Annotated in this window: 16 protein-coding genes; 1 reads left to right on the top strand and 15 read right to left on the bottom strand. The window is 54.3% G+C overall.

Annotated elements, in window-relative coordinates; genetic code table 11:
* Positions 1–6 precede the first annotated feature (6 nt).
* The 14 genes from H581_RS0113025 to H581_RS0112960 form a co-directional block, all read right to left on the bottom strand.
* Positions 7–978 carry a PhoH family protein gene (locus H581_RS0113025; protein ID WP_036719047.1) on the bottom strand — a complete coding sequence of 324 codons (972 nt, stop codon included), beginning with the start codon at positions 976–978 and terminating at the stop codon, positions 7–9.
* Between the two features lie 6 nt (positions 979–984).
* Positions 985–2,178, bottom strand: coding sequence for a sporulation protein YqfD (gene yqfD / locus H581_RS0113020; protein WP_028610374.1), 1,194 nt, complete (start codon positions 2,176–2,178; stop codon positions 985–987).
* Positions 2,179–2,202: 24 nt separating this feature from the next.
* Positions 2,203–2,481 carry a sporulation protein YqfC gene (yqfC, locus tag H581_RS0113015; RefSeq protein WP_028610373.1) on the bottom strand — a complete coding sequence of 93 codons (279 nt, stop codon included), beginning with the start codon at positions 2,479–2,481 and terminating at the stop codon, positions 2,203–2,205.
* A gap of 242 nt (positions 2,482–2,723) precedes the next feature.
* Positions 2,724–3,203 carry a hypothetical protein gene (locus H581_RS0113010; protein WP_028610372.1) on the bottom strand — a complete coding sequence of 160 codons (480 nt, stop codon included), beginning with the start codon at positions 3,201–3,203 and terminating at the stop codon, positions 2,724–2,726.
* Positions 3,204–3,257: 54 nt separating this feature from the next.
* Entirely contained in the window at positions 3,258–4,262 is a 1,005-nt protein-coding gene (floA, locus tag H581_RS0113005) for a flotillin-like protein FloA (RefSeq protein WP_028610371.1), read from the bottom strand.
* A 19-nt stretch (positions 4,263–4,281) separates the two neighbouring features.
* A complete protein-coding gene (locus H581_RS0113000; protein ID WP_036718562.1) occupies positions 4,282–5,658 on the bottom strand; it encodes an NfeD family protein in 1,377 nt (458 codons plus the stop codon).
* A 209-nt stretch (positions 5,659–5,867) separates the two neighbouring features.
* Positions 5,868–6,311, bottom strand: coding sequence for a GatB/YqeY domain-containing protein (locus H581_RS0112995; RefSeq protein WP_028610369.1), 444 nt, complete (start codon positions 6,309–6,311; stop codon positions 5,868–5,870).
* A 15-nt stretch (positions 6,312–6,326) separates the two neighbouring features.
* Positions 6,327–6,500, bottom strand: coding sequence for a 30S ribosomal protein S21 (rpsU, locus tag H581_RS0112990; protein ID WP_005547957.1), 174 nt, complete (start codon positions 6,498–6,500; stop codon positions 6,327–6,329).
* Between the two features lie 91 nt (positions 6,501–6,591).
* Positions 6,592–6,939 (bottom strand): histidine triad nucleotide-binding protein, encoded by a 348-nt coding sequence (locus H581_RS0112985; RefSeq protein ID WP_028610368.1) that lies wholly within the window; start codon positions 6,937–6,939, stop codon positions 6,592–6,594.
* Positions 6,940–7,055: 116 nt separating this feature from the next.
* Positions 7,056–7,361, bottom strand: coding sequence for a hypothetical protein (locus tag H581_RS0112980; protein WP_028610367.1), 306 nt, complete (start codon positions 7,359–7,361; stop codon positions 7,056–7,058).
* A gap of 86 nt (positions 7,362–7,447) precedes the next feature.
* Complete coding sequence (locus H581_RS0112975) at positions 7,448–8,050, bottom strand: hypothetical protein (RefSeq protein ID WP_028610366.1); 603 nt, start codon at positions 8,048–8,050, stop codon at positions 7,448–7,450.
* A 26-nt stretch (positions 8,051–8,076) separates the two neighbouring features.
* Positions 8,077–11,931, bottom strand: a complete 3,855-nt coding sequence (gene addA / locus H581_RS0112970) for a helicase-exonuclease AddAB subunit AddA (protein ID WP_028610365.1) — start codon at positions 11,929–11,931, stop codon at positions 8,077–8,079.
* 6 nt (positions 11,932–11,937) lie between these two features.
* Entirely contained in the window at positions 11,938–15,453 is a 3,516-nt protein-coding gene (gene addB / locus H581_RS0112965) for a helicase-exonuclease AddAB subunit AddB (RefSeq protein WP_028610364.1), read from the bottom strand.
* A gap of 32 nt (positions 15,454–15,485) precedes the next feature.
* Positions 15,486–16,886, bottom strand: a complete 1,401-nt coding sequence (locus H581_RS0112960) for a class I SAM-dependent rRNA methyltransferase (protein WP_028610363.1) — start codon at positions 16,884–16,886, stop codon at positions 15,486–15,488.
* Positions 16,887–16,990: 104 nt separating this feature from the next.
* Between H581_RS0112960 and H581_RS0112955 the strand changes: the two genes are divergently transcribed.
* Positions 16,991–17,971 carry a Na/Pi cotransporter family protein gene (locus H581_RS0112955; RefSeq protein ID WP_028610362.1) on the top strand — a complete coding sequence of 327 codons (981 nt, stop codon included), beginning with the start codon at positions 16,991–16,993 and terminating at the stop codon, positions 17,969–17,971.
* On the opposite strand, the gene H581_RS0112950 is transcribed toward H581_RS0112955, so the two are convergent.
* On the bottom strand, positions 17,968–18,399 hold the full coding sequence (locus tag H581_RS0112950) for an NUDIX hydrolase (protein WP_028610361.1): 432 nt from the start codon (positions 18,397–18,399) through the stop codon (positions 17,968–17,970). The genes H581_RS0112955 and H581_RS0112950 overlap by 4 nt on opposite strands.
* Positions 18,400–18,403 lie beyond the last annotated feature (4 nt).

The following is an 18,403-nucleotide window of genomic DNA, read 5'->3' as shown; positions in this document are numbered from 1 at the left end:
TCCTCTCTAAGCTTTGTTTTCAGCATCCCAATTGTAGGCTACGATAATTTTCTGAACCAAAGAATGCCTCACGACATCCTGTTCAGAGAAATGGATGATGCCAATTTCTTCTATATCTCTCAAAATACGCTGCGCCTCGATTAAACCCGAGTTTTTGCCTCTTGGCAAATCGATTTGCGTAACGTCGCCTGTGATGACCATTTTCGAGCCAAAGCCGAGCCTGGTCAAAAACATTTTCATTTGCTCCGGCGTCGTATTTTGCGCTTCATCCAGAATAATAAAAGCGTCGTCGAGCGTTCTGCCGCGCATATAAGCTAGCGGTGCGATTTCGATCATGCCACGCTCAATGGCTTTGACTGTCTGCTCGGGCCCAAGCACGTCGTGCAGGGCGTCATACAACGGGCGTAAGTAAGGGTCTACCTTCTCCTGCAGGTCGCCGGGCAGAAATCCCAAATTTTCGCCTGCTTCTACTGCCGGCCTCGTAAGCACGATCCGTTTGACCGAACCTTCCTTCAATGCGGCTACGGCCATCACGACGGCCAAATAGGTCTTGCCCGTTCCCGCAGGTCCGATTCCGAATACGATATCCAGCTTGCGAATGGTCTTCACATAGTGGCGCTGCCCGATCGTCTTGACCCGTATCGGCTTCCCCCGGAAAGTCGTCGTAATTTCCTTCTTAAATAAGTCCAGAAGCTCCTCGGCTTGCATTGACTTTGCCAGCTCAAGCGCATAGGCTACATCTCTCTCCGAAGGCGTATATCCCCCGCGTACGAGCTGCAGCAGTACGTTATAAAGCTGCTCAAGCGAATCTACCTCTTCGGCTCCCCCGGAAATGACGATTTCCGCTTCGCGCGATGTGATCGATGCGTCGATCTGCGCTTGTACGAGTCGTAGAAACTTGTCCTGCGGTCCGAATACGGCTAATCCTTCCGCTGCGCTGCCGAGCGGTATTCTTGCTACTTTCGTTTCAATTGGCAACAATCCTCAATCTCCTTGCATCTGGACTAGTGGCATTTCCTTCACGATAGATTGCTCAACTTCAAAAAGAACTTTCATATAAACTTTACCATTCTCAGCCTTTTCATGCAAAACAATTTCCTCCCGGATAACCGAATCCGGACCTGCTTTCATGAGTACTTCTGCTTTTGCCTGCAGAATTCCGATGCTCTTCGCTTCGTCTGCCGTAAGCTCTCTCTCTTCCTGCCGCGTTTCCATAACCGTCTCCTTCATGCGGCCGACCGGCAAGGACCAATTGCGCCATGCCGCCCTTTCCTCATGCGTAATCGTTTCGGAGGATTCATAAGGATCTTGGCCATACCCGCTTAACTGAAGCGCTCTGGAGCCGATTACGGCATACCATTTCGTTTTTTTCTCACCCGTATATACCTTTGTCTGCTGTACCATCGGCGATTCGATTTCGAACTCATACCAGACTAGTCCCCTGACCCTTCCTTTGGCCACAACCGTCCGTGTATTTTCTTCGCCGCCTATAGTACCGGATATTAACGTTTGTCCTTTCTTTACCTTCGTGTTTTTCTTAACGACCGGCCTGCCCGCCTCGGCGATAATCTCCGTTACGACGGCGTCGGTTGAAGCAACGAGATGCCGCGGATTTTGCAGGGGAGCCTGATCGGGAATGGTATGCTCAACCACTTGAATAATAATCTTTGTCCCTTTCTTCTCCACGCCGACCCAGGAAGATCCCGGCAATTTCTTCACCAATTCCTTCGACAGCACGTCCGCATCCGCCAGACGGAAAGACCACTGCATCGGATATAAGCCTTCCTGCTTCGCGGCTAACCGGATTTGATCTTCCGTTAATTTAATGTTGCCCTGCACCTCGACGCTCCAAACCAAAGAGGACAGCATGAATATAATAGCGAAAAACAAGGTGATTCCGGCGGTAAAAAACATCCTTCTCTCCGCTTTCACCAGCCAGAACGGCAAGCCCTTCCGTTTCGCAACATGCATGCGGCAGCCTGTCTGCTTTAAATACGGACGAAGCTCGAAGAAATCACGGACCGAAATCTCAAATTCAAGCATACCCCCGCTTGTCCACCGGATGGAAGACAGTTGCAGCCCGCCTGTTAACGCAAGGTTGACCAGCTGTTCCGGTTGCCCTCCCCGAACATGTACGGTAACGATCCCCTTCATCCATTGTACCCCTCGTACGCTCAAACCGTTCCCCTCCCCATTACGAATTTATGGCAATATTTGAATGTTTTTAATTTGGCCTTCCACGAATACTTCTTCCGTCCATATCGTCCGTATGACAAGCTCGCTGCCCGTTACCTCCAGCTGTCCCTTGCTTAAAGCGAGCCTCAGGCTTTCGCTGGAAAAATGTACGACCCCCCGGTGATTCTCAATATACAGCTGACGGTCGCCTATCATCGTCAATCGCGGCAGATCGTACACGACGTCATGCGGCATATCCAGCAGCTCGGCGGTCACTTTACGAAATTTTCTTTTTATACGACGCATGGACGAATCGCGACCTCCTTAAAGGTTTGCGTGAGCAAACCTACTTCGTAAGCATAAGCTTAGGTTTGCGTGAGCAAACCTACTTCGTAAACATTACAAATATAAGTGGATTTTCATGTACTGTACCAAAATATGCGATGAACAGGTGAATTATGAGATTAGTTTCGGATAAGGAGTTAATCTCAGCGGATACGAAAAAAGGTGTTCCGCAGGTCGGATTTGACCTGCGGAACACCTTTTTTTTATTTGCGATATGGCCGTTTGGCACGCGGAGGACCTAAAATTTCAGCCCAGACGACTGCCTTTCTTATATCGTCGGCTTGTACGGATGCCGCTGTCCTGCTGTTGCCGGCAGATCTGCTCTTATCGCCGTCAGGCTCCTTGGATTTATACGGGCTCGCTCTGCGGGACGAACGCTCGGGAGCGGTCGTCTGCGCCGTTCTAGACGGGGATAGGTATCCGCCCTCATAAGAATCATGATCCGATGTCCGGTTCTCCTGCTCCATACGCGAGCGGTAAACCGGCCGCTCAGCCGTACTCTCCGTTCTATGCCCCTCTTCCAGGGTTTGAGGGTCCGCTCTACGCGGCAGGCCGCCGCCTCCGAAATTCGGCATTTGGTTCGGCCGCTTCTTGCTGCCGGACTTGCCGAAGAACGAAGCGATCGCGCCTAAAACAATGACAACGATGAAGATATTGTCCATCAAAAATTCGATTAGTCTCAATCCGTCTTCACCTCCACGGCGCGGAAGCGCTGATTCGTTCCGTTCATTCGCTCATTAACGGCCGTCTTTGCCGTCAGTCGAACCGTCCGTTTTACTGATCGAGCTCCGCATTTGCGTATCGGCTTCAATATTTTTCAAGTTCATATAGTCCATGACGCCGATTTTACCGCTTTTCAACGCTTCTGCCATAGCAAGCGGAACCTGCGATTCCGATTCTACGACGCGAGCTTCCATCTCCACGACCTTCGCCTTATTTTCCTGCTCCTGGGCTACGGCCATGGCGCGTCGTTCCTCCGCTTTCGCTTGAGCGATCTTCTTATCCGCTTCAGCTTGCTCGGTTTGCAGATGCGCGCCGATGTTTTTGCCTACGTCGACGTCCGCGATATCGATCGATAAAATTTCGAAAGCCGTTCCGGCGTCAAGCCCTTTGCCCAACACCGTGCGCGAGATCATATCCGGATTTTCCAACACGTCCTTATGCGAATTTGCAGAACCGACTGTCGTTACAATACCTTCGCCTACCCGGGCGATGATGGTCTCCTCGCCGGCGCCGCCGACGAGACGGTCGATGTTGGCGCGAACCGTAACGCGGGCTTTAACTTTAACCTCAATACCGTCCTTCGCTACCGCCGCAACGATCGGCGTTTCGATTACGCGGGGATTAACGCTCATTTGCACGGCTTGCAGCACGTCTCGTCCTGCAAGATCAATGGCTGCCGCCCGTTCGAAAATAAGGGGAATATTCGCTCGCTGTGCGGCGATCAAAGCATTCACGACGCGGTCGACGTTACCGCCGGCCAAGAAATGACTTTCCAACTGGTTGATCGTTAAGCCAAGTCCAGCTTTCGTCGCTTTGATTAGCGGATTCACGATCCGGCTTGGCACGACCCGGCGCAAACGCATGGCAACCAGCGTTATAATGCCTACTCTCACGCCTGAAGCCAAAGCCGATATCCACAGCATAATCGGGAAAAAGCTTAAAAACACCGACAGCACGATAATGGCAACGACAACTAAGATTAATACGGATACGAGTGGATCCAATTCATCAGCCTCCATGTCAATTCATAATCTTTTCCTATTCTACTACTTCTTTCACAATAACCCAAGTCCCCTCGGCTTTTATAACCTTAACCTTTCGGTTAACGTTGACGAATTCGCCGGAGGTAACAACATCAATCCGGTTATCCCCGATCATGACGGTTCCGGACGGTCGCAGCGGCGTTAACGTTACTCCCTCATGACCAAGCAGCGATACCTTAACATCAGCCGATAGGTAACCTTCCTCCGTCGTCAGCTTATCGCGAAGAATGAATTTGTTCCAAACGCCTTTCTTTTTGTTCATCCTGACGAAGATCGAAATGATGACGATGGCTGCAACGATCGCCACAGCGAATGAAATGAACGCAGTCATCGGATCGGAAGCGGCTATGACGACACCCGTTATTAACGCCGCGCTGCCGAGAATGCCTAATATTCCAAAGCTTGGCACGAATACCTCGATAATAAGCAAGGCTATACCGAGGATAAACAGTACGACCGATTCCACCCCGGCAAAGCCGGCTACGTAATGGCCGAAGAAATACAGCCCGAACGACAATATGCCGATAATGCCCGGCACACCGAAACCCGGAACAAGCATCTCGATGACGATGCCGGCGATGCCGAGAATAAGCAGCACGGTCATGACAACCGGATTAATGAGCCATCGGGCGACATTTTCCGCGATCGACGGTTCGACCTCGATTTGGATGCGGGATTCGAGTCCCAGCCATTTCACAACCTCATTAACTGTGCCTGCAGTATGCTCTGAGTAACCGAGCGTCTCCGCCTCGCTGGCAGTTAAGGTTAGAATCTCCCCTTTCTGTTTATCTCTGCCGATTTTGTCCTGCAAATGAAGCGTCACATTCGGATCGACCATGGCTGCAGCGATGTTTTTATCCCTATCGTTCAGCGCCGCGGCTTCGCTCATCTCCGACACCCAGAACGAAATGGTCTTGGGATTTTCGATTAAAGTGCCCGCTCCGTCGACAACAGCAGCCGCTCCGATCGTGCTCCCGGGCTGCATCACGATCTTATCCGCGTTAAGCGCGATATAAGTGCCGGCCGATACCGCCTTCCCTTCGACGAAAGCCGTCGTCGGGATGCGGCTTTCACGGATAAAATGGCCTATGCTTTCTGCATTGACGACTTTTCCGCCAAGCGTATTGATCACCAGGATCACATGCTCGGCATTCGCTTCATCGGCCTCTTTATAAGCTCTTTTCAAGAACGATTCAAGCCCGGACTCCACCGTCTGCTTGACGGGTATAACGTAGACCGCCGATCCTGTGTCTGCTTCTGCCGCAGCGGCTTGCCGGGCAGAAACGCCGAACAGCCCTGCGAGCGTAAGCAACAACATCGCCGCCAGCAAAATGACGGGCACGGGGTACAAGCTTCTTCGTGAGCGGTTCATGTGCAAGAAAGCCCCTCCTTTTTCTTATATTATGTATTATTACGATCTAAAGGATTTAATGTTTCAAATGTGACCGCCTCCTTAGTATGCCACTGCAACCGGTTTAGCAATGTATAATCGTTCAACCTTCAAGTGTAAAAACTTATAAATGCTTATGAATTTAAAAAAACACCCCTGTACAGGGGTGTTTTGTGAGTCCGAATGTGTAGTTACTTCAGAAGTTGCTGTACGAACTGATTTACTAGTTTACCGTCAGCGCGACCCTTTGTTTTTGGCATAAGGGCACTCATAACTTTTCCCATATCGGCTTTGGAAGAAGCACCGAGTTCATGGATGGTCTGTGTTACTATCTCTTGAATCTCTTCTTCAGTCAGCTGCTCGGGAAGGTATTGACTAATAATTTCAATTTCTACTGCAAGATCCGCAACTAGATCATCACGGCCGGCTTTTTTAAATTCTTGGAGGGAATCTTTACGTTGTTTGATTTCGCGACTTAGAATATCAAGCACTTCACTGTCGTCCAAAGGACGCTTAAGATCAATTTCCAAGTTCTTAACTGACGCGCGCATCATTCGAATAACGGCTAGTTTGAACTTGTCCTGATTCTTCATGGCTTGCTTCATATCGTCGGTCAATCTTTCGCTCAGGTTCATTATGGAAGGATCCTCCTAAAACTTTCTCTTACGCGCAGCCTCAGACTTCTTCTTGCGCTTTACGCTTGGTTTTTCATAATGCTTGCGTTTTTTCACCTCAGCAAGAACCCCATCTTTAGCGATGGAACGTTTAAAGCGGCGAAGCGCAGCATCGATAGTTTCGTTTTTGCGAACTTTAGTTTCAGACACCAGTTTTCCCTCCCTCCGAAACAGACCGTCCAGAGCTAATACACGGTTTATCAAATTTCATTATATGTCAAACCAAAAGGCAGTGTCAACTTCAGACCTCTCCCAGTAATGGAGAAAGCTTCGCGCCGCCTAATAAATGGATATGCAGGTGATAGACGACTTGCCCTCCATCCGCATTCACATTGTTCACCAACCGATAACCGGACTCGTCGATGCCTTGCTCTTTCGCTATTTGCCTTGCAGCAGCGAACAGCTCTGCGATAACCGGCGCATCCTCATCCGTTACGTCATTCATCGTCGGGATGTGCTTCTTCGGGATGATTAAAATATGTACGGGAGCGGCTGGCTGGATGTCTCGGAAAGCAAGTATCCTATCATTCTCGAACACTTTCGTCGACGGAATGACGCCTTCGATTATTTTGCAAAATATGCAGTCCATCAGTTCACCCCCTATTCCTGCTTTCCTCCTATCATAACGAAAAAAATGAATCTCGTCCAATTGGCAGACGCCGGCGGGTGAACGCAGTTGACGCCCCGCCGGCTCTGGCGGACATTCTAATAAAAAGGCAGCAAGCTAAGGGCAAGCAGCGCCGCGAGCGGGAACACCCGGCGGACAAATCGCCTGCGCGGGAAATAGGGATAAGGATAGATGGGATAGCCATATGGCGCGAAAGGCAAAAAGGCTCTGCCGTCCCACTCATCGGACCCGCACGGCACGGCAAGGCAAACCACCTCATCGTCCAAATACTCGATAATTCCGTCGCAGCACCAGCCGTCATGCGTTTGAGCCAATACGTAGCGATTCATATGGCTCTCGCACCATTGTTTTTTTTGCTGGGTGTCAAACATTGTGTTTTCCATTCATTTCAGCCTCCTGTCAACATTATCATATTCACAGGTGGGCATTTGGCTACTCCCGTCAAACCTAAAAACTAGGACCGACCAAGTTATTTCGAGACTTGCTCCGACATCAGCCGCTGAAGCTCGTCCATCAGATCCAACCATTCGGCTCCGCTGGCCAGACGGATAATCGCTGTGCGGTTATCCTTCATTTTCAAATTGAAACCGCTCATGACGCCCGCCAGGCTTGAAGCAGACTGCTTCAAGGCCTGTAAATTGACTATATCCGGGTCGTTCAGCGGGCCTTCATAATTGCCGATCGATTGAAGCGACGAATCGACATTTTTTATATAGGCAGATGCGATCTCCGCCTCCGAATTTCCATTGCCGTTCAGCTTCTGCGCTTCTTCCGCTAACAGCACGACTGACCGCCCTTTCTGTGAAATCTTTCCGGCATCATATTTGATCTCGGCCCGCTTCTCGAGAAGCTCGCTTGCCAATAAGGCGTCGAGCTGGACAACGAGCTCCTCGAAGTATTGCCGCGATTCTGCCGCAGCGGTAAATATACGCTCGCCGGCTTCGAATTTATTGCCTTGCATGTTCTGTAAGGATTGCGAGTACAGAAAAACGTTGCCGACTAAGCTGAAAACGAGAAGCACAAGTGTAACCGGCAGCGCAATCGGCCTTTTTCCCGCTGGTTGTTGTTCCATAAATACCACCCTCCTTTATTCATGACTTAATGATGAAGCTGCACCGACTGTCCGCCGTCAAAGAAGAACACATGGCGCTCCTGAATCGGACGGCCCAGCACGGATTCTATCGCTTCCGCATACAGCTCAAGCTGGAAACGGTGCCGCTCGGCCGCTAGCTCCCACCGGCTCCCGACTATCCGATCCGTCTTATAATCGAGCAGAACGATCCCGTCCCGATCCTCGAACAAGCAGTCAATAATCCCCTGAATCAGAATCGGTTCGTCTGCCAGTGAAACGTCCGTACGCGGGTATACCCGGCTTGCCGGGAACATGCAGCTGAAGGGGATCTCCCGGCGCACCCAATCCGCCGATAGCAGCCTCTGTCCCAGCCCGCTTCCAAAAAATGCGGCTACGCCGGGCAGATCAATCGATTCCGACTGCTTGACTGTTAATATTCGCCGTTCAATCATGTTCTCCATCGTTTGCTGAAGCTTTGCTTCGTCCATATCACCCGATAGAGGAACATGCTGCATTAGCAAATGGTTCACCGAGCCCTTCTCGGCGGCGGTCAGCGACACTTCCGCCATGAAAGAAGGGCGTCGAAGCCGAAATGCGGATATGCCGGTGGACGGAACTCGACGCCCGGATCCGCTACCGTGTGCTTCCCCGCTTGCCGGAGGGTCGTCCATTGGCGCAGCATCCTCCTGTACGTCCGCATAGAGCCGCTTCATTTCTGTGACTGACGTTTTGGCGGCCAGCTCCGCCGCGGCTTTGTGAGGATATTCCCATTCCAGGCGGAGCCGGAGCTCTTCATCCGGTTCCGTATCCTCCAGCAGCGAGAGCGAAGTAACGGCTTGCAGCCGCTCGGTCAAATCGCCAGACGAAGCTTCCGTTATATCCGACGCCGCTGCAGCCTCATTGACGAGTAATGCGGCTGCCAGAATGCCCGCTTGCCATTGCGGCGGATTGCCGCCAGCAGACAGCTGCTCCTGCTCCGCCATTTGGCGCGCTGCCAGCGGACCAAGCCAGTCGATGTAGGATCGCGCCGAAGCGACGCGGAAATCCGGCATGGTGCCGTCCGCATCGACGGAGGCAAGCCAGCGTTTCAGCTTGGCTTCCGCATCTGCCACAGTGCCGACAAGAAACATTTTTTCCTTCGGGCGCGTTAAGGCGACGTACAAAATCCGCATTTCCTCGGCCAGCATTTCCATGCGCATCGCTCTGCGAATAGCCAGATAAGGAAGCGTCGGATAGCTGATCCGCAATTCGGGATCGACGAACCGCGGTCCGAAGCCGAGCTGCTTATGCTTTAAGAAGGCGCTGCGGACATCCTGCTGGTTGAACAGCTTGCCGAGTCCGGCGACAAAAACAACGGGAAATTCGAGCCCTTTGCTTTTGTGAATCGACATGATCCGGACCACGTCCTCCTGCTCGCCGAGCGCCCGCGCCGTTCCCAGATCGCCGCCGCTGTCTCTCATCCGCTCGATAAACCGGAGGAAACGGAACAGTCCCCGGAACGAGGTCGCTTCATATTGTCTCGCGCGGTCATGCAGGGCGCGCAAATTGGCTTGCCGCTGCGTTCCGCCCGGCAGGCCGCCTACAAAATCGTAATAACCGGTCTCCCGGTATATTGCCCACAGCAAGCCGGCAAGCGAGCCCTGCCTCGCTTCCGCGCGCCAGCGATCCAGTCCGTCAAGAAACTGCGATAATTTCCTGCGCAAGCCTTCATCCAGAAACAAATCCCCCGCCGCATGAAGCACGGCATCGAAATAGGAGCCTTTTGCCGACAAAATCCGAATTCGCGCCAGCTCCTCCGCATTTAGCGCAAATAACGGGGATCGAAGGACGGCTGCGAGCGGGATATCCTGGTACGGATTGTCGATGACGCGCAGCAAGGACATCATGGTCTCCACTTCAACGGCGTCAAAATATCCGCTGCTTAGTTCCGCATAGGCCGGTATGCCGTTTGCCTGCAGCTCCTCTATCATGATCGGCGCCCATTGCTGCGTAGCCCGGAGCAAAATGACGACATCTCTCCACTGGAGGCTGCGGCTCGCTTTGCGTTTGCCGTCATACACCTGGAAGCCGCTGTCAATCAGCCTCCGGAGCCGCTCTGCGATCCAACGCGCCTCCAGCTGCGCCGTCTTCAGTTCGGCTGCCGATTCTGCAGCCGAACCGTTCTCGTTCTGCTCAATGTCCTCTTCCTGTTCGGTAAACTCCGGTCCGTCGGAATCCTCAGCGGCGTCGTCCGCACCCGCTTTGTTCAGAACGGCGAACTCCACACGGCAGTTGTCCGCCGGCTCGGGATCGGGGTAAGCCGCTCCGCAGACGAGCTCAGCGCGTTCATCATAGTCCATTTCCGCGACATTCTCGCGCATAATGGAGCGGAATATGGCATTAACGCCGTCAACGACCTCAGCGCGGCTGCGGAAATTTCTCGCCAAATCAATGCGTAAGCCGGGAGAGGTTTCATTCGTTTGTTCGCCTTGACCTTGACGTGACAGGTATGATTTATATTTTTGCAAGAACAGTCTCGGCTCGGCGAGCCGGAACCGGTAAATGCTCTGCTTCACGTCGCCGACCATGAACCGGTTGCCATGGCCGGGCCGTTCGATTAAGGAGACGATCGCCTCCTGCACCATATTCGTGTCCTGGTACTCATCGAGCAAAATTTCATCGAATTGCTGCTGGAACTCGAGCGCCGCAACCGACGGGATCAACCGGTTTGGCGTAGACGCAGGATCGCGCAGAATGCGAAGGCAGTAATGCTCCAAATCGCCGAAATCAAGCAGCCCCTTTGCCCGTTTTGCAGCCTCGTAGCTCTCGCCGAAATCGATGACAAGCTCCGCCAACGCCCGCATAAGCGGCGCCAGCTCCCGGAGCTCCTCCAGAAACTGCCCGGCCGACCGGCCAAACAGCTCATCCGCCAGTGCCGTAATCAGCTTCTTCGCGTTATCCCGCAGCTCCTTCGCCTGTTCCTGCAGCGATTTATCGTATTCCTCGCCGCGCATCGGCTTCAGCTTGCCGAATTGGACCGATTGAAACGGCCCGATCCACGACTCCCACGGCGATGTGTTTATCAACTCGGATAGACTGCCGACCATAAGCAAATCCTCGTCGAAGCTGGCGGCGTAAGGCGCAGGCCCCGCCGGCTGTCTCGTTAGCTCGAGCGCCTGCCGCAGCAGCGAGGCTGCGCCGTCCAGCGCAAGCCGGATATCGCCTTGCAGGCTTGCAACCCACTCGCTGCGCTGCAGCTCCGCGACATCCGTAATGTCGAAAGCAGCCGCAGTCTCGCGAAGCCAATGTTCCGGCCATGGATGGCTTTGCGAAAAGTCGTACAGCTGCTGGACCAGACGGTACAGCGGCTCATCGCCGCGTTCGCCGCCGTAACGGTCGGCCAGGCGAAGGAACGCGCCGTCGTCGCCGGCGCTCTCGTATTTCTGCTCGAACAGCTGATCGAGCACGTCGAGCCTCATCAGCTCGCTCTCGGTTTCATTCGCGATCCGAAAGCCCGGATCCAGTCCGATAAGCGGGTAATATCTTCGGATGACGTCCAGGCAAAAAGAATGAAGCGTCGTGATCGAGGCCCGGTTCATTAAGGCAAGCTGACGCCGCAAATGCTCCGAATCCGGCTGTTTTTCCAGCTCCTTCTCGAGCGCAATCCGGATTCGTTCCTTCATCTCGGCGGCAGCGGCCTTCGTGAACGTCGCGACGAGCAAGCGGTCAACGTCGGATTGGGCGGAAATTTTGCGGATGATTCTCTCGACGAGAACGGCCGTCTTGCCGGAGCCTGCGGCAGCGGCAACGAGAATATTGGAGCCGCTTGTGACGATGGCATCCCATTGATCATCGGTCCAGGTGCTGTTTTCCGGCTTTGGCGTATCTTTAGCGGTATGCATCGTCTATCACTCCTTCTCCAGCTGCTGCCAGATTTCATCCTTTGCAGGCTTGCTTAGCTTCCGATATTCATTTCCGTCAAACTGCGCGTCGAACTGGCAAACCGCTTTGTAATCGCAATATTGGCAAGGCGATTTGGCGCCGATCCGATACGGCTCGATCGATACCTCGCCGGCGCCGATGTCGCTGCCGATCCGGCCGATCGTTTTTCGCACGGAACGGCGCAGCACATCCCATTGTTCATTCGTTACGACCGAGGAACTGCCGTAGAAGCTGCCGTCCCGCTTCAAGGCTACGGGAAGCAGCTCGGAATAGCCCGTCTCCAGCTCATCGTCCATAAGCCTTACCGTCTCCGCTTCGGCGGTCACCAGCCCGCGCATTTTGTACCGCTTGAGCAGCTTGCCCGCAACCTCGGACGGATGAAGGCCGTTGGATAAAGCAAGCAGCGGATTATGAACGTGAAAATATAACACGCCTGCAGGGGAAGCCGATTTCCCCAGCCATTCCGGCGCATGGGTCACGAGCACGTCGAGGTAGGCCAGCATTTGCAGCGACAGACCGTGAGCGACCTCCTCCAGCCGAAGCTGCGTCATGCTTGATTTGTAATCAAGCACGCGCAGAAGCAGTCCCTGCTCCGACTCCGCGGCGTCGACACGGTCTATTCTGCCGATGATTTCTAAAACTCCGCCGTCCTCCAGCGGAATCTGAAGCGCAGGCAGCGCACCGCCCGGCCCGAAGTCAATCTCCGTACCAACGGGATGGAATTCGGCCCGCCTCGCGTGCTCGCCCAGTATCAGGGCTGCTTGTCCGACGATTTCCTTCAGCTTGCGCGCGATATATTGAAAGCGGCTGCTGCTTAACAAAATTTGCGATTGCAGCTTCGGCGCCAGCTCATCTACCGTCTGAGCGGCAGCTGCCTTGAGCTCCGCCGGAGGCATCTGGCCCCAGCGCGGGCCAAGTCCCGCTGCCAGCCGGCTTAATGCGGCATGGAAGAGCTGTCCAACGTCGGGTGATTCGAGCCGGTACTGCTTCCGTTCCCGCAGCTTCAGCCCGTGGATGGCAAAATGCTGAAACGGACAGGATACGAAACGCTCCATTCTCGATACGCTTACCTGCAGTCTTGCGCCGTATAGTTCACGGGCCGTTTCCCTCGTCAGCACCTGCTCTTGATTCACATAAACAAGGGACGCCGTCAGCCGTTCAAGCTTAGGCTGCCATTCCGGCCTTACGGCAAACCAGTTATACATATCCCACCAGAAAGGCGGGATCATTTCTCCCTGTCTCCACTTCCGGATCGCCGCAATCAAATACGATAATGTCCGCGCCGGCCGGGAGACGAATTCTCTCTGCTCCTGAACCGGCAGGCTGGAAGAAGGCTCCGCCGCTGCGCTGTGAACAGGGATTCCGGGAAAAAGCTGACGCACATGCCTGACGATTTCGGAAGGCAGCATGCTTTTGCCCTCCTCGTCCGCCTGCGCCCAGCTGAGCCACAAATGGCGGCTTGGCGTCGTAAGCGCGTTGTAGATCATAAATCGTTCATCCAGCAACCGCCGCCTGACGCCGGGCGCCATAACGAGTCCGTCCTCCGCAAGCCGTTCGCGCTCCGGCTCGGTCAAAATGCCGTCTTCCTTCACTCTCATCGGCATAATCCCGTCATTCGCTCCAAGCACGTAACATATGCGGACATGACCGGACCTTGTGCGGTCCATGCTGCCGATCAGCACCTGATCGAGCGCCGGCGGGACAGCGGCCAGCTTCAGGCTGTCGAGTCCGGCTTCCACCATGCCGGCGAACAATTCCGGCGTCAGCGATTGCTGTCCCGCCAGCTCGACTAATTGATCAAGCAGCTGCATGACGTTGTCCCAGAGCTGCCGGTGGCTTCTGGCCCGCTGCGGATCGCCGCCTTCCATATCTTCCTGGCTCCATCGCTCAAGCCTGTCCGCCGCTTTTGTCTCATCGAGCAGGCGATACAGCGCTATGCACATTTCCTTAACGTTCTCCGCCTTCTTCATCGCATCTCCGAAGCGGCGAAGAGGCGGCACGACAGACGCTCTGGCCGCAAGCACGATATCAAATTCCCGCTGCGCTTTCTCGCTGACCACCGTCTCCATATCTGAATCATCGTCAAGAGAAACGGGAACAAGCGGACGCCAGCGCTTCTTGTCCAGCCACTTCCATCCGTCAATACCGGCAGCCAGCGCATAGTTTTCAAGCAGGTCGAACCATTCGCGGGGAATGCTGTTGTCCGGGTTGAACAGCATTTCGGTTTTGACACAGCGGAACACCGCATCGTACCGCCAGCCGAACAATGCCGTCTCCATCGCGGAACGAATAAATTCGACTAACGGGTGATGAACGGCTTTTTCCTTTTGATCGACAAAAAACGGTATTCCGTATTCGGTAAACAGGAGTCCGATATAATCGATGTAGTCTTCCGCGTTACGCACCATTACGGCCATATCCCGCCAGCGCAGATTCTCCGATTGCGCCCTGCGGATCATATCGCGCGCGACCGCTTCAACCTCGGCGCGCCGGCCTGCAGCCGCATGCAGAGATACGCCGCAGTTGTCAGAACCAAGCTCCAGCATCGAGCGGTCCGAGAGAAGCATCGGCACCCGGTCATGGTAATGCTTCTCCAAATGAGCCAGCATCGGACTCCCCCGGAATCTCGCCGGCGGCTCCTCGCCAAGCATAATCGGCTGGTGTACGGCAACGTCCCGCTCAGCCGCCTGCTCCATCAGCTTGTTATAGGTTTCCGCTGTCGGATGGAAAAGCTCCAGCTCGTGCGGCTTCTCGCCTGGCCCGTAGATACGGTTCAGCGTCAGCGTGACCGTCACCTGCGCGGACGACGCCATTAAGGCGCCAAGCGCCTCGTATTCGGTCGGTGTAAAGCCATAGAAACCGTCTACCCAAATTTGCGCGCCCTGCATCGAGGATGCATCGGCGAACCCTGCCTGCAAATATCGCAAATAATCCTCGGCGTCGATATACATGCCGGCGAGCTCCTGCTCCATTTGACTGTATATCAGCTGCAAATCATGCAGCTTTCGCTTTAATAAGACGGAACCGGAAGCCGCCGAATCGGCCGTCTCCGTCTTGGCTTGCAGGATTTCGGCGCCGATGCCGTATCGCTTCCATTCCGTTAGCAGCTCAGCAAGCCGGTCAATGAATCCCGGCTGCCCCGCCCCGTTCTGGAACAGCCCCAGCTGCTTCCCCAGCCTGTGAACGATCTTGTAGAGCAGCATGTGCTTCCCGGTATCGCCGATCGGAACAAGAGCGGTCCCGCCCGTCTCCTGCATGACCCGGAAGGCCAGCCTTCTAAAGCTCATCGCTTGCGCTCGGATCGTGCCGTTCAGACCGCCGCTCTGAAGCAATGCGTATTCGGTCTGGAAGGTCGCCTGCTCCGGCACCAGCATAATGAGCGGCGGCCCTTCCGGCTGCTCGCGCAGCCGGTCTCTGATTTCGTTTAAGCAATAAGTTGTTTTACCGGTCCCTGAACGGCCAATGACAAATCGGAGCGACATGCGCAGCTCTCCCCTCTGTGCGTTTCACACTCTTATTTGCTTCGTACCTCAAATATCGCGAATTTCAAATAATGTCCTTCATTGACGCCGAGCAGCTGCGGGTGGTCCTTGCCGGCCGCGCGCCATTCGACTAACCGGAGCAGCTTGCCGGCATCGGCTGCCGCATCCTGGATCGTCTCAAGGAACAGATCGGGACGCATATGGTATGAACAGCTGGCGGTTACCAGGTATCCGCCATCGTTGACAAGCTTTAGCCCCTGCAGATTAATATCCTTATACCCTCTGCAAGCGCCCGCCACGGCGCTTTTCGTTTTCGCAAATGCAGGCGGGTCCAGAATGACAACATCCCAAGTGCGGCCCGCTGCGCCTTCCAGCTTCTTCGAGGTATCCACGCCACCGAGTCCCCGCTGCTTTCGTTCGTCGTTCGCCTTCACCTGCAAGCGCAAATAATCAAAAGCGTCGGCAACGACAAATTCAACGCGGTCCGTAAACCCGTTTCTTGCGACATTCCGTTTCGCGGTTTCGATCGCATGCTCCGATACGTCGAGGCAGGTTACCTTCTTCGCGCCGTACTTGCAGGCATGCAGCGTAAAGCTGCCCGTATGCGCGAAGCACTCCAGCACGGACGCTCCGTCCCAATACGGATAGGTGACGATTTTCCCGTTTGAATTCACCGGCACCTTTTCTGCTGAGGCTGTACCGGCTGAAGCCTTTGGATCTGCAGCTTCCCCCGCCGCTTCGGCGCGGTTAACGAGACGAATGCCGCTTCTGCCGCCCCAACCCGTCATGAGCGGCGCGATTGAAGCGCGATTTTCGCGTTGATCGAAGAAGTAGCCGGTCTTCTGTCCCTCCACAATATCAACCTCCAGCTTCAGCCCGTTCTCTTCGATCTCGAGAATCGGCGGGCATTCTCCGTACAATACGCCGGTTCTCCGCTCAAGCCCTTCCAGATCGCGAACGCTAACGTCGCTCCGTTCATAGATTCCGCGCGGCTGGAAGACGTCGATCAGCGCTTCGATTAAAGCTTCGCGACTCTGATCCATGCCAAGAGTCAGCAGCTGCAGCACGAGGACATCGTTGAATCTGTCGACGACCAGTCCGGGCAGGAAATCAGCCTCGCCGTATACCAGCCTGCAGTCTGCGTCTTCGACGAACCGGCGGCGATGCTCCCCGCATTGGCGCAGCCGGCCCCTGAAGAAATCGGCATCCATCGCTTGGATCGGTTCATATGCGACTACGCGAACGGTGATTTGCGATTTCGGGTTCCAATAGCCTGTCGCCAGATACCTTCCTTGATGCGTTACGACGTCTACCAGGTCGCCCGGCTTCGCTTCCCCCTCCATCCGGTCAATTTCGGTTGCGAATATCCATGGGTGTCCTTGCTCCAGACGTTTTTTTCTGGCCTTCAATAACCATATTTTCGGATTGCTCATGTTTGCGATCGTCCTCTCTATGAACTGCTTGTCATGCTTGTCTTGCTCAAGGCATATGTATACATACGAAACGAACCTCTGGTTACGAAGAAGGAGACCGTCCTATGTTTCAAACGATAATTATTCCAATGCTGCTCGGATTCTCTGTTTTTATGTGCGGGATGAAGCTGATGGAGCTGGCGCTGCACCGGCTTGCGGGCCCATACTTAACCCGCATTCTGGAGCGTTCAACCGCTACCCCCATTCACGGTTTAGCGGTCGGGACCGCCACAACCGCCTTTCTGCAAAGCAGCACGGCCGTTACCGTCATCTCGATCGGCATGGTTAATGCCGGACTGTTAACTTTTCCAAGAACATTAGGTATCATATTGGGTACGAACATCGGTACATGCATAACGACGGAGCTGATCGGATTAAATTTAAACAAGCTCGCCGTCCCCTTGCTGATGACGTCGGTCGGGGTATGGATCCTTACGGCTCTGATCGGGGAAATCCGCCTTTTTCCGTCCTTGCGCAAGCTCAAATGGCTGGATTCGCTTCGCTCCTCCTCCGTCGCCTTCTGCGGCTTTGCCCTGCTGCTGACCGGCATAACGATGATGCAGGGGATCGGTCCCGCCGTGCAGGAAAGCGGCATGTTCGGCTGGTTTCTGGCGAAAGCAGCCGAGAACCTATGGTGGGGTCTGGCGGCCGGCGCGATTCTTACCGCTGCCGTTCACAGCAGCGTAGCCGTAATCGGCATCATTATGGGCTTCGTCTCGATAGGGGCCATGCCGGTTGATCTCGGAATTGCCGTCGTGCTGGGCGCCAATATCGGAACCTGCTTCACTGCTCTTCTCGCCTCGATCGGCGGTTCAAGAGCCGGTCAATATGTAGCCTTATCCCATGTCATATTAAACCTCGGCGGAGCATTATTATTTATGCCGTTCATCGGAGAGCTTGGCGCCGCGTCCTCCTGGATGGCCTCTTCGGCCTCCGGCCAGATCGCACGCTCACAAACTATTTTCAACATTCTAAGCTCGCTGATTGCTCTGCCCTTCTGTTATTTGCCGGCGTTCCGGAAAATGGACCCCGTGACGCAAGCCTAATCGGTCTGAATACGAAGCAATTGCAGCGCGCCCGCCACGATCCGGTGATTGTTGTCATAACCGGACTGCCGCTGGCGCTTCCATGCATCCAGCGGATCAAACCAGTCTACGCCGCGTATTTCTTCGACTTGCGCCTGCAGGGTGCCGCTTATTGCCTCCACCAGGTAGTAATGCACCTCTTTGTCTACCGTTCCGTGCGATTCGTGCTCGTATTGGTATTTGATCTGATCGATTGGCGCAATGATTTTGCCTACAAGTCCCGTTTCCTCGGCGATTTCCCTAAGAGCGGTTTGTTCGACCGTCTCGCCGGCCTCCATTTTCCCTTTCGGAAGCGACACCTTGCCGTACCGGTCCTGTATGAGTTGAATTTGCAACCTCCCTTGTTCCGTATAGCGGTACACGACGCCGCCTGCTGAAATCTCTTTCATTCTA

The organism is Paenibacillus harenae DSM 16969 (genome assembly GCF_000422465.1).
Classification (GTDB): Bacteria; Bacillota; Bacilli; order Paenibacillales; family Paenibacillaceae; genus Pristimantibacillus; species Pristimantibacillus harenae.
The sequence above is the reverse complement of the archived record's forward strand: the minus strand, read 5'-3'. Positions and strand labels throughout refer to the sequence as shown.

What these genes read in the sequence shown, in the direction of transcription:
- yqfC (WP_028610373.1), bottom strand. Translation starts at nt 2,481, where the DNA reads ATGCGTCGTATAAAAAGAAAATTTCGTAAAGTGACCGCCGAGCTGCTG.
- floA (WP_028610371.1), bottom strand. Translation starts at nt 4,262, where the DNA reads ATGGAGGCTGATGAATTGGATCCACTCGTATCCGTATTAATCTTAGTT.
- H581_RS0112975 (WP_028610366.1), bottom strand. Translation starts at nt 8,050, where the DNA reads ATGGAACAACAACCAGCGGGAAAAAGGCCGATTGCGCTGCCGGTTACA.
- H581_RS0112955 (WP_028610362.1), top strand. Translation starts at nt 16,991, where the DNA reads ATGTTTCAAACGATAATTATTCCAATGCTGCTCGGATTCTCTGTTTTT.
- addA (WP_028610365.1), bottom strand. Translation starts at nt 11,931, where the DNA reads ATGCATACCGCTAAAGATACGCCAAAGCCGGAAAACAGCACCTGGACC.
- H581_RS0112960 (WP_028610363.1), bottom strand. Translation starts at nt 16,886, where the DNA reads ATGAGCAATCCGAAAATATGGTTATTGAAGGCCAGAAAAAAACGTCTG.
- H581_RS0112995 (WP_028610369.1), bottom strand. Translation starts at nt 6,311, where the DNA reads ATGAACCTGAGCGAAAGATTGACCGACGATATGAAGCAAGCCATGAAG.
- H581_RS0112950 (WP_028610361.1), bottom strand. Translation starts at nt 18,399, where the DNA reads ATGAAAGAGATTTCAGCAGGCGGCGTCGTGTACCGCTATACGGAACAA.
- H581_RS0113000 (WP_036718562.1), bottom strand. Translation starts at nt 5,658, where the DNA reads ATGAACCGCTCACGAAGAAGCTTGTACCCCGTGCCCGTCATTTTGCTG.
- H581_RS0112980 (WP_028610367.1), bottom strand. Translation starts at nt 7,361, where the DNA reads ATGGAAAACACAATGTTTGACACCCAGCAAAAAAAACAATGGTGCGAG.
- H581_RS0112985 (WP_028610368.1), bottom strand. Translation starts at nt 6,939, where the DNA reads ATGGACTGCATATTTTGCAAAATAATCGAAGGCGTCATTCCGTCGACG.
- addB (WP_028610364.1), bottom strand. Translation starts at nt 15,453, where the DNA reads ATGTCGCTCCGATTTGTCATTGGCCGTTCAGGGACCGGTAAAACAACT.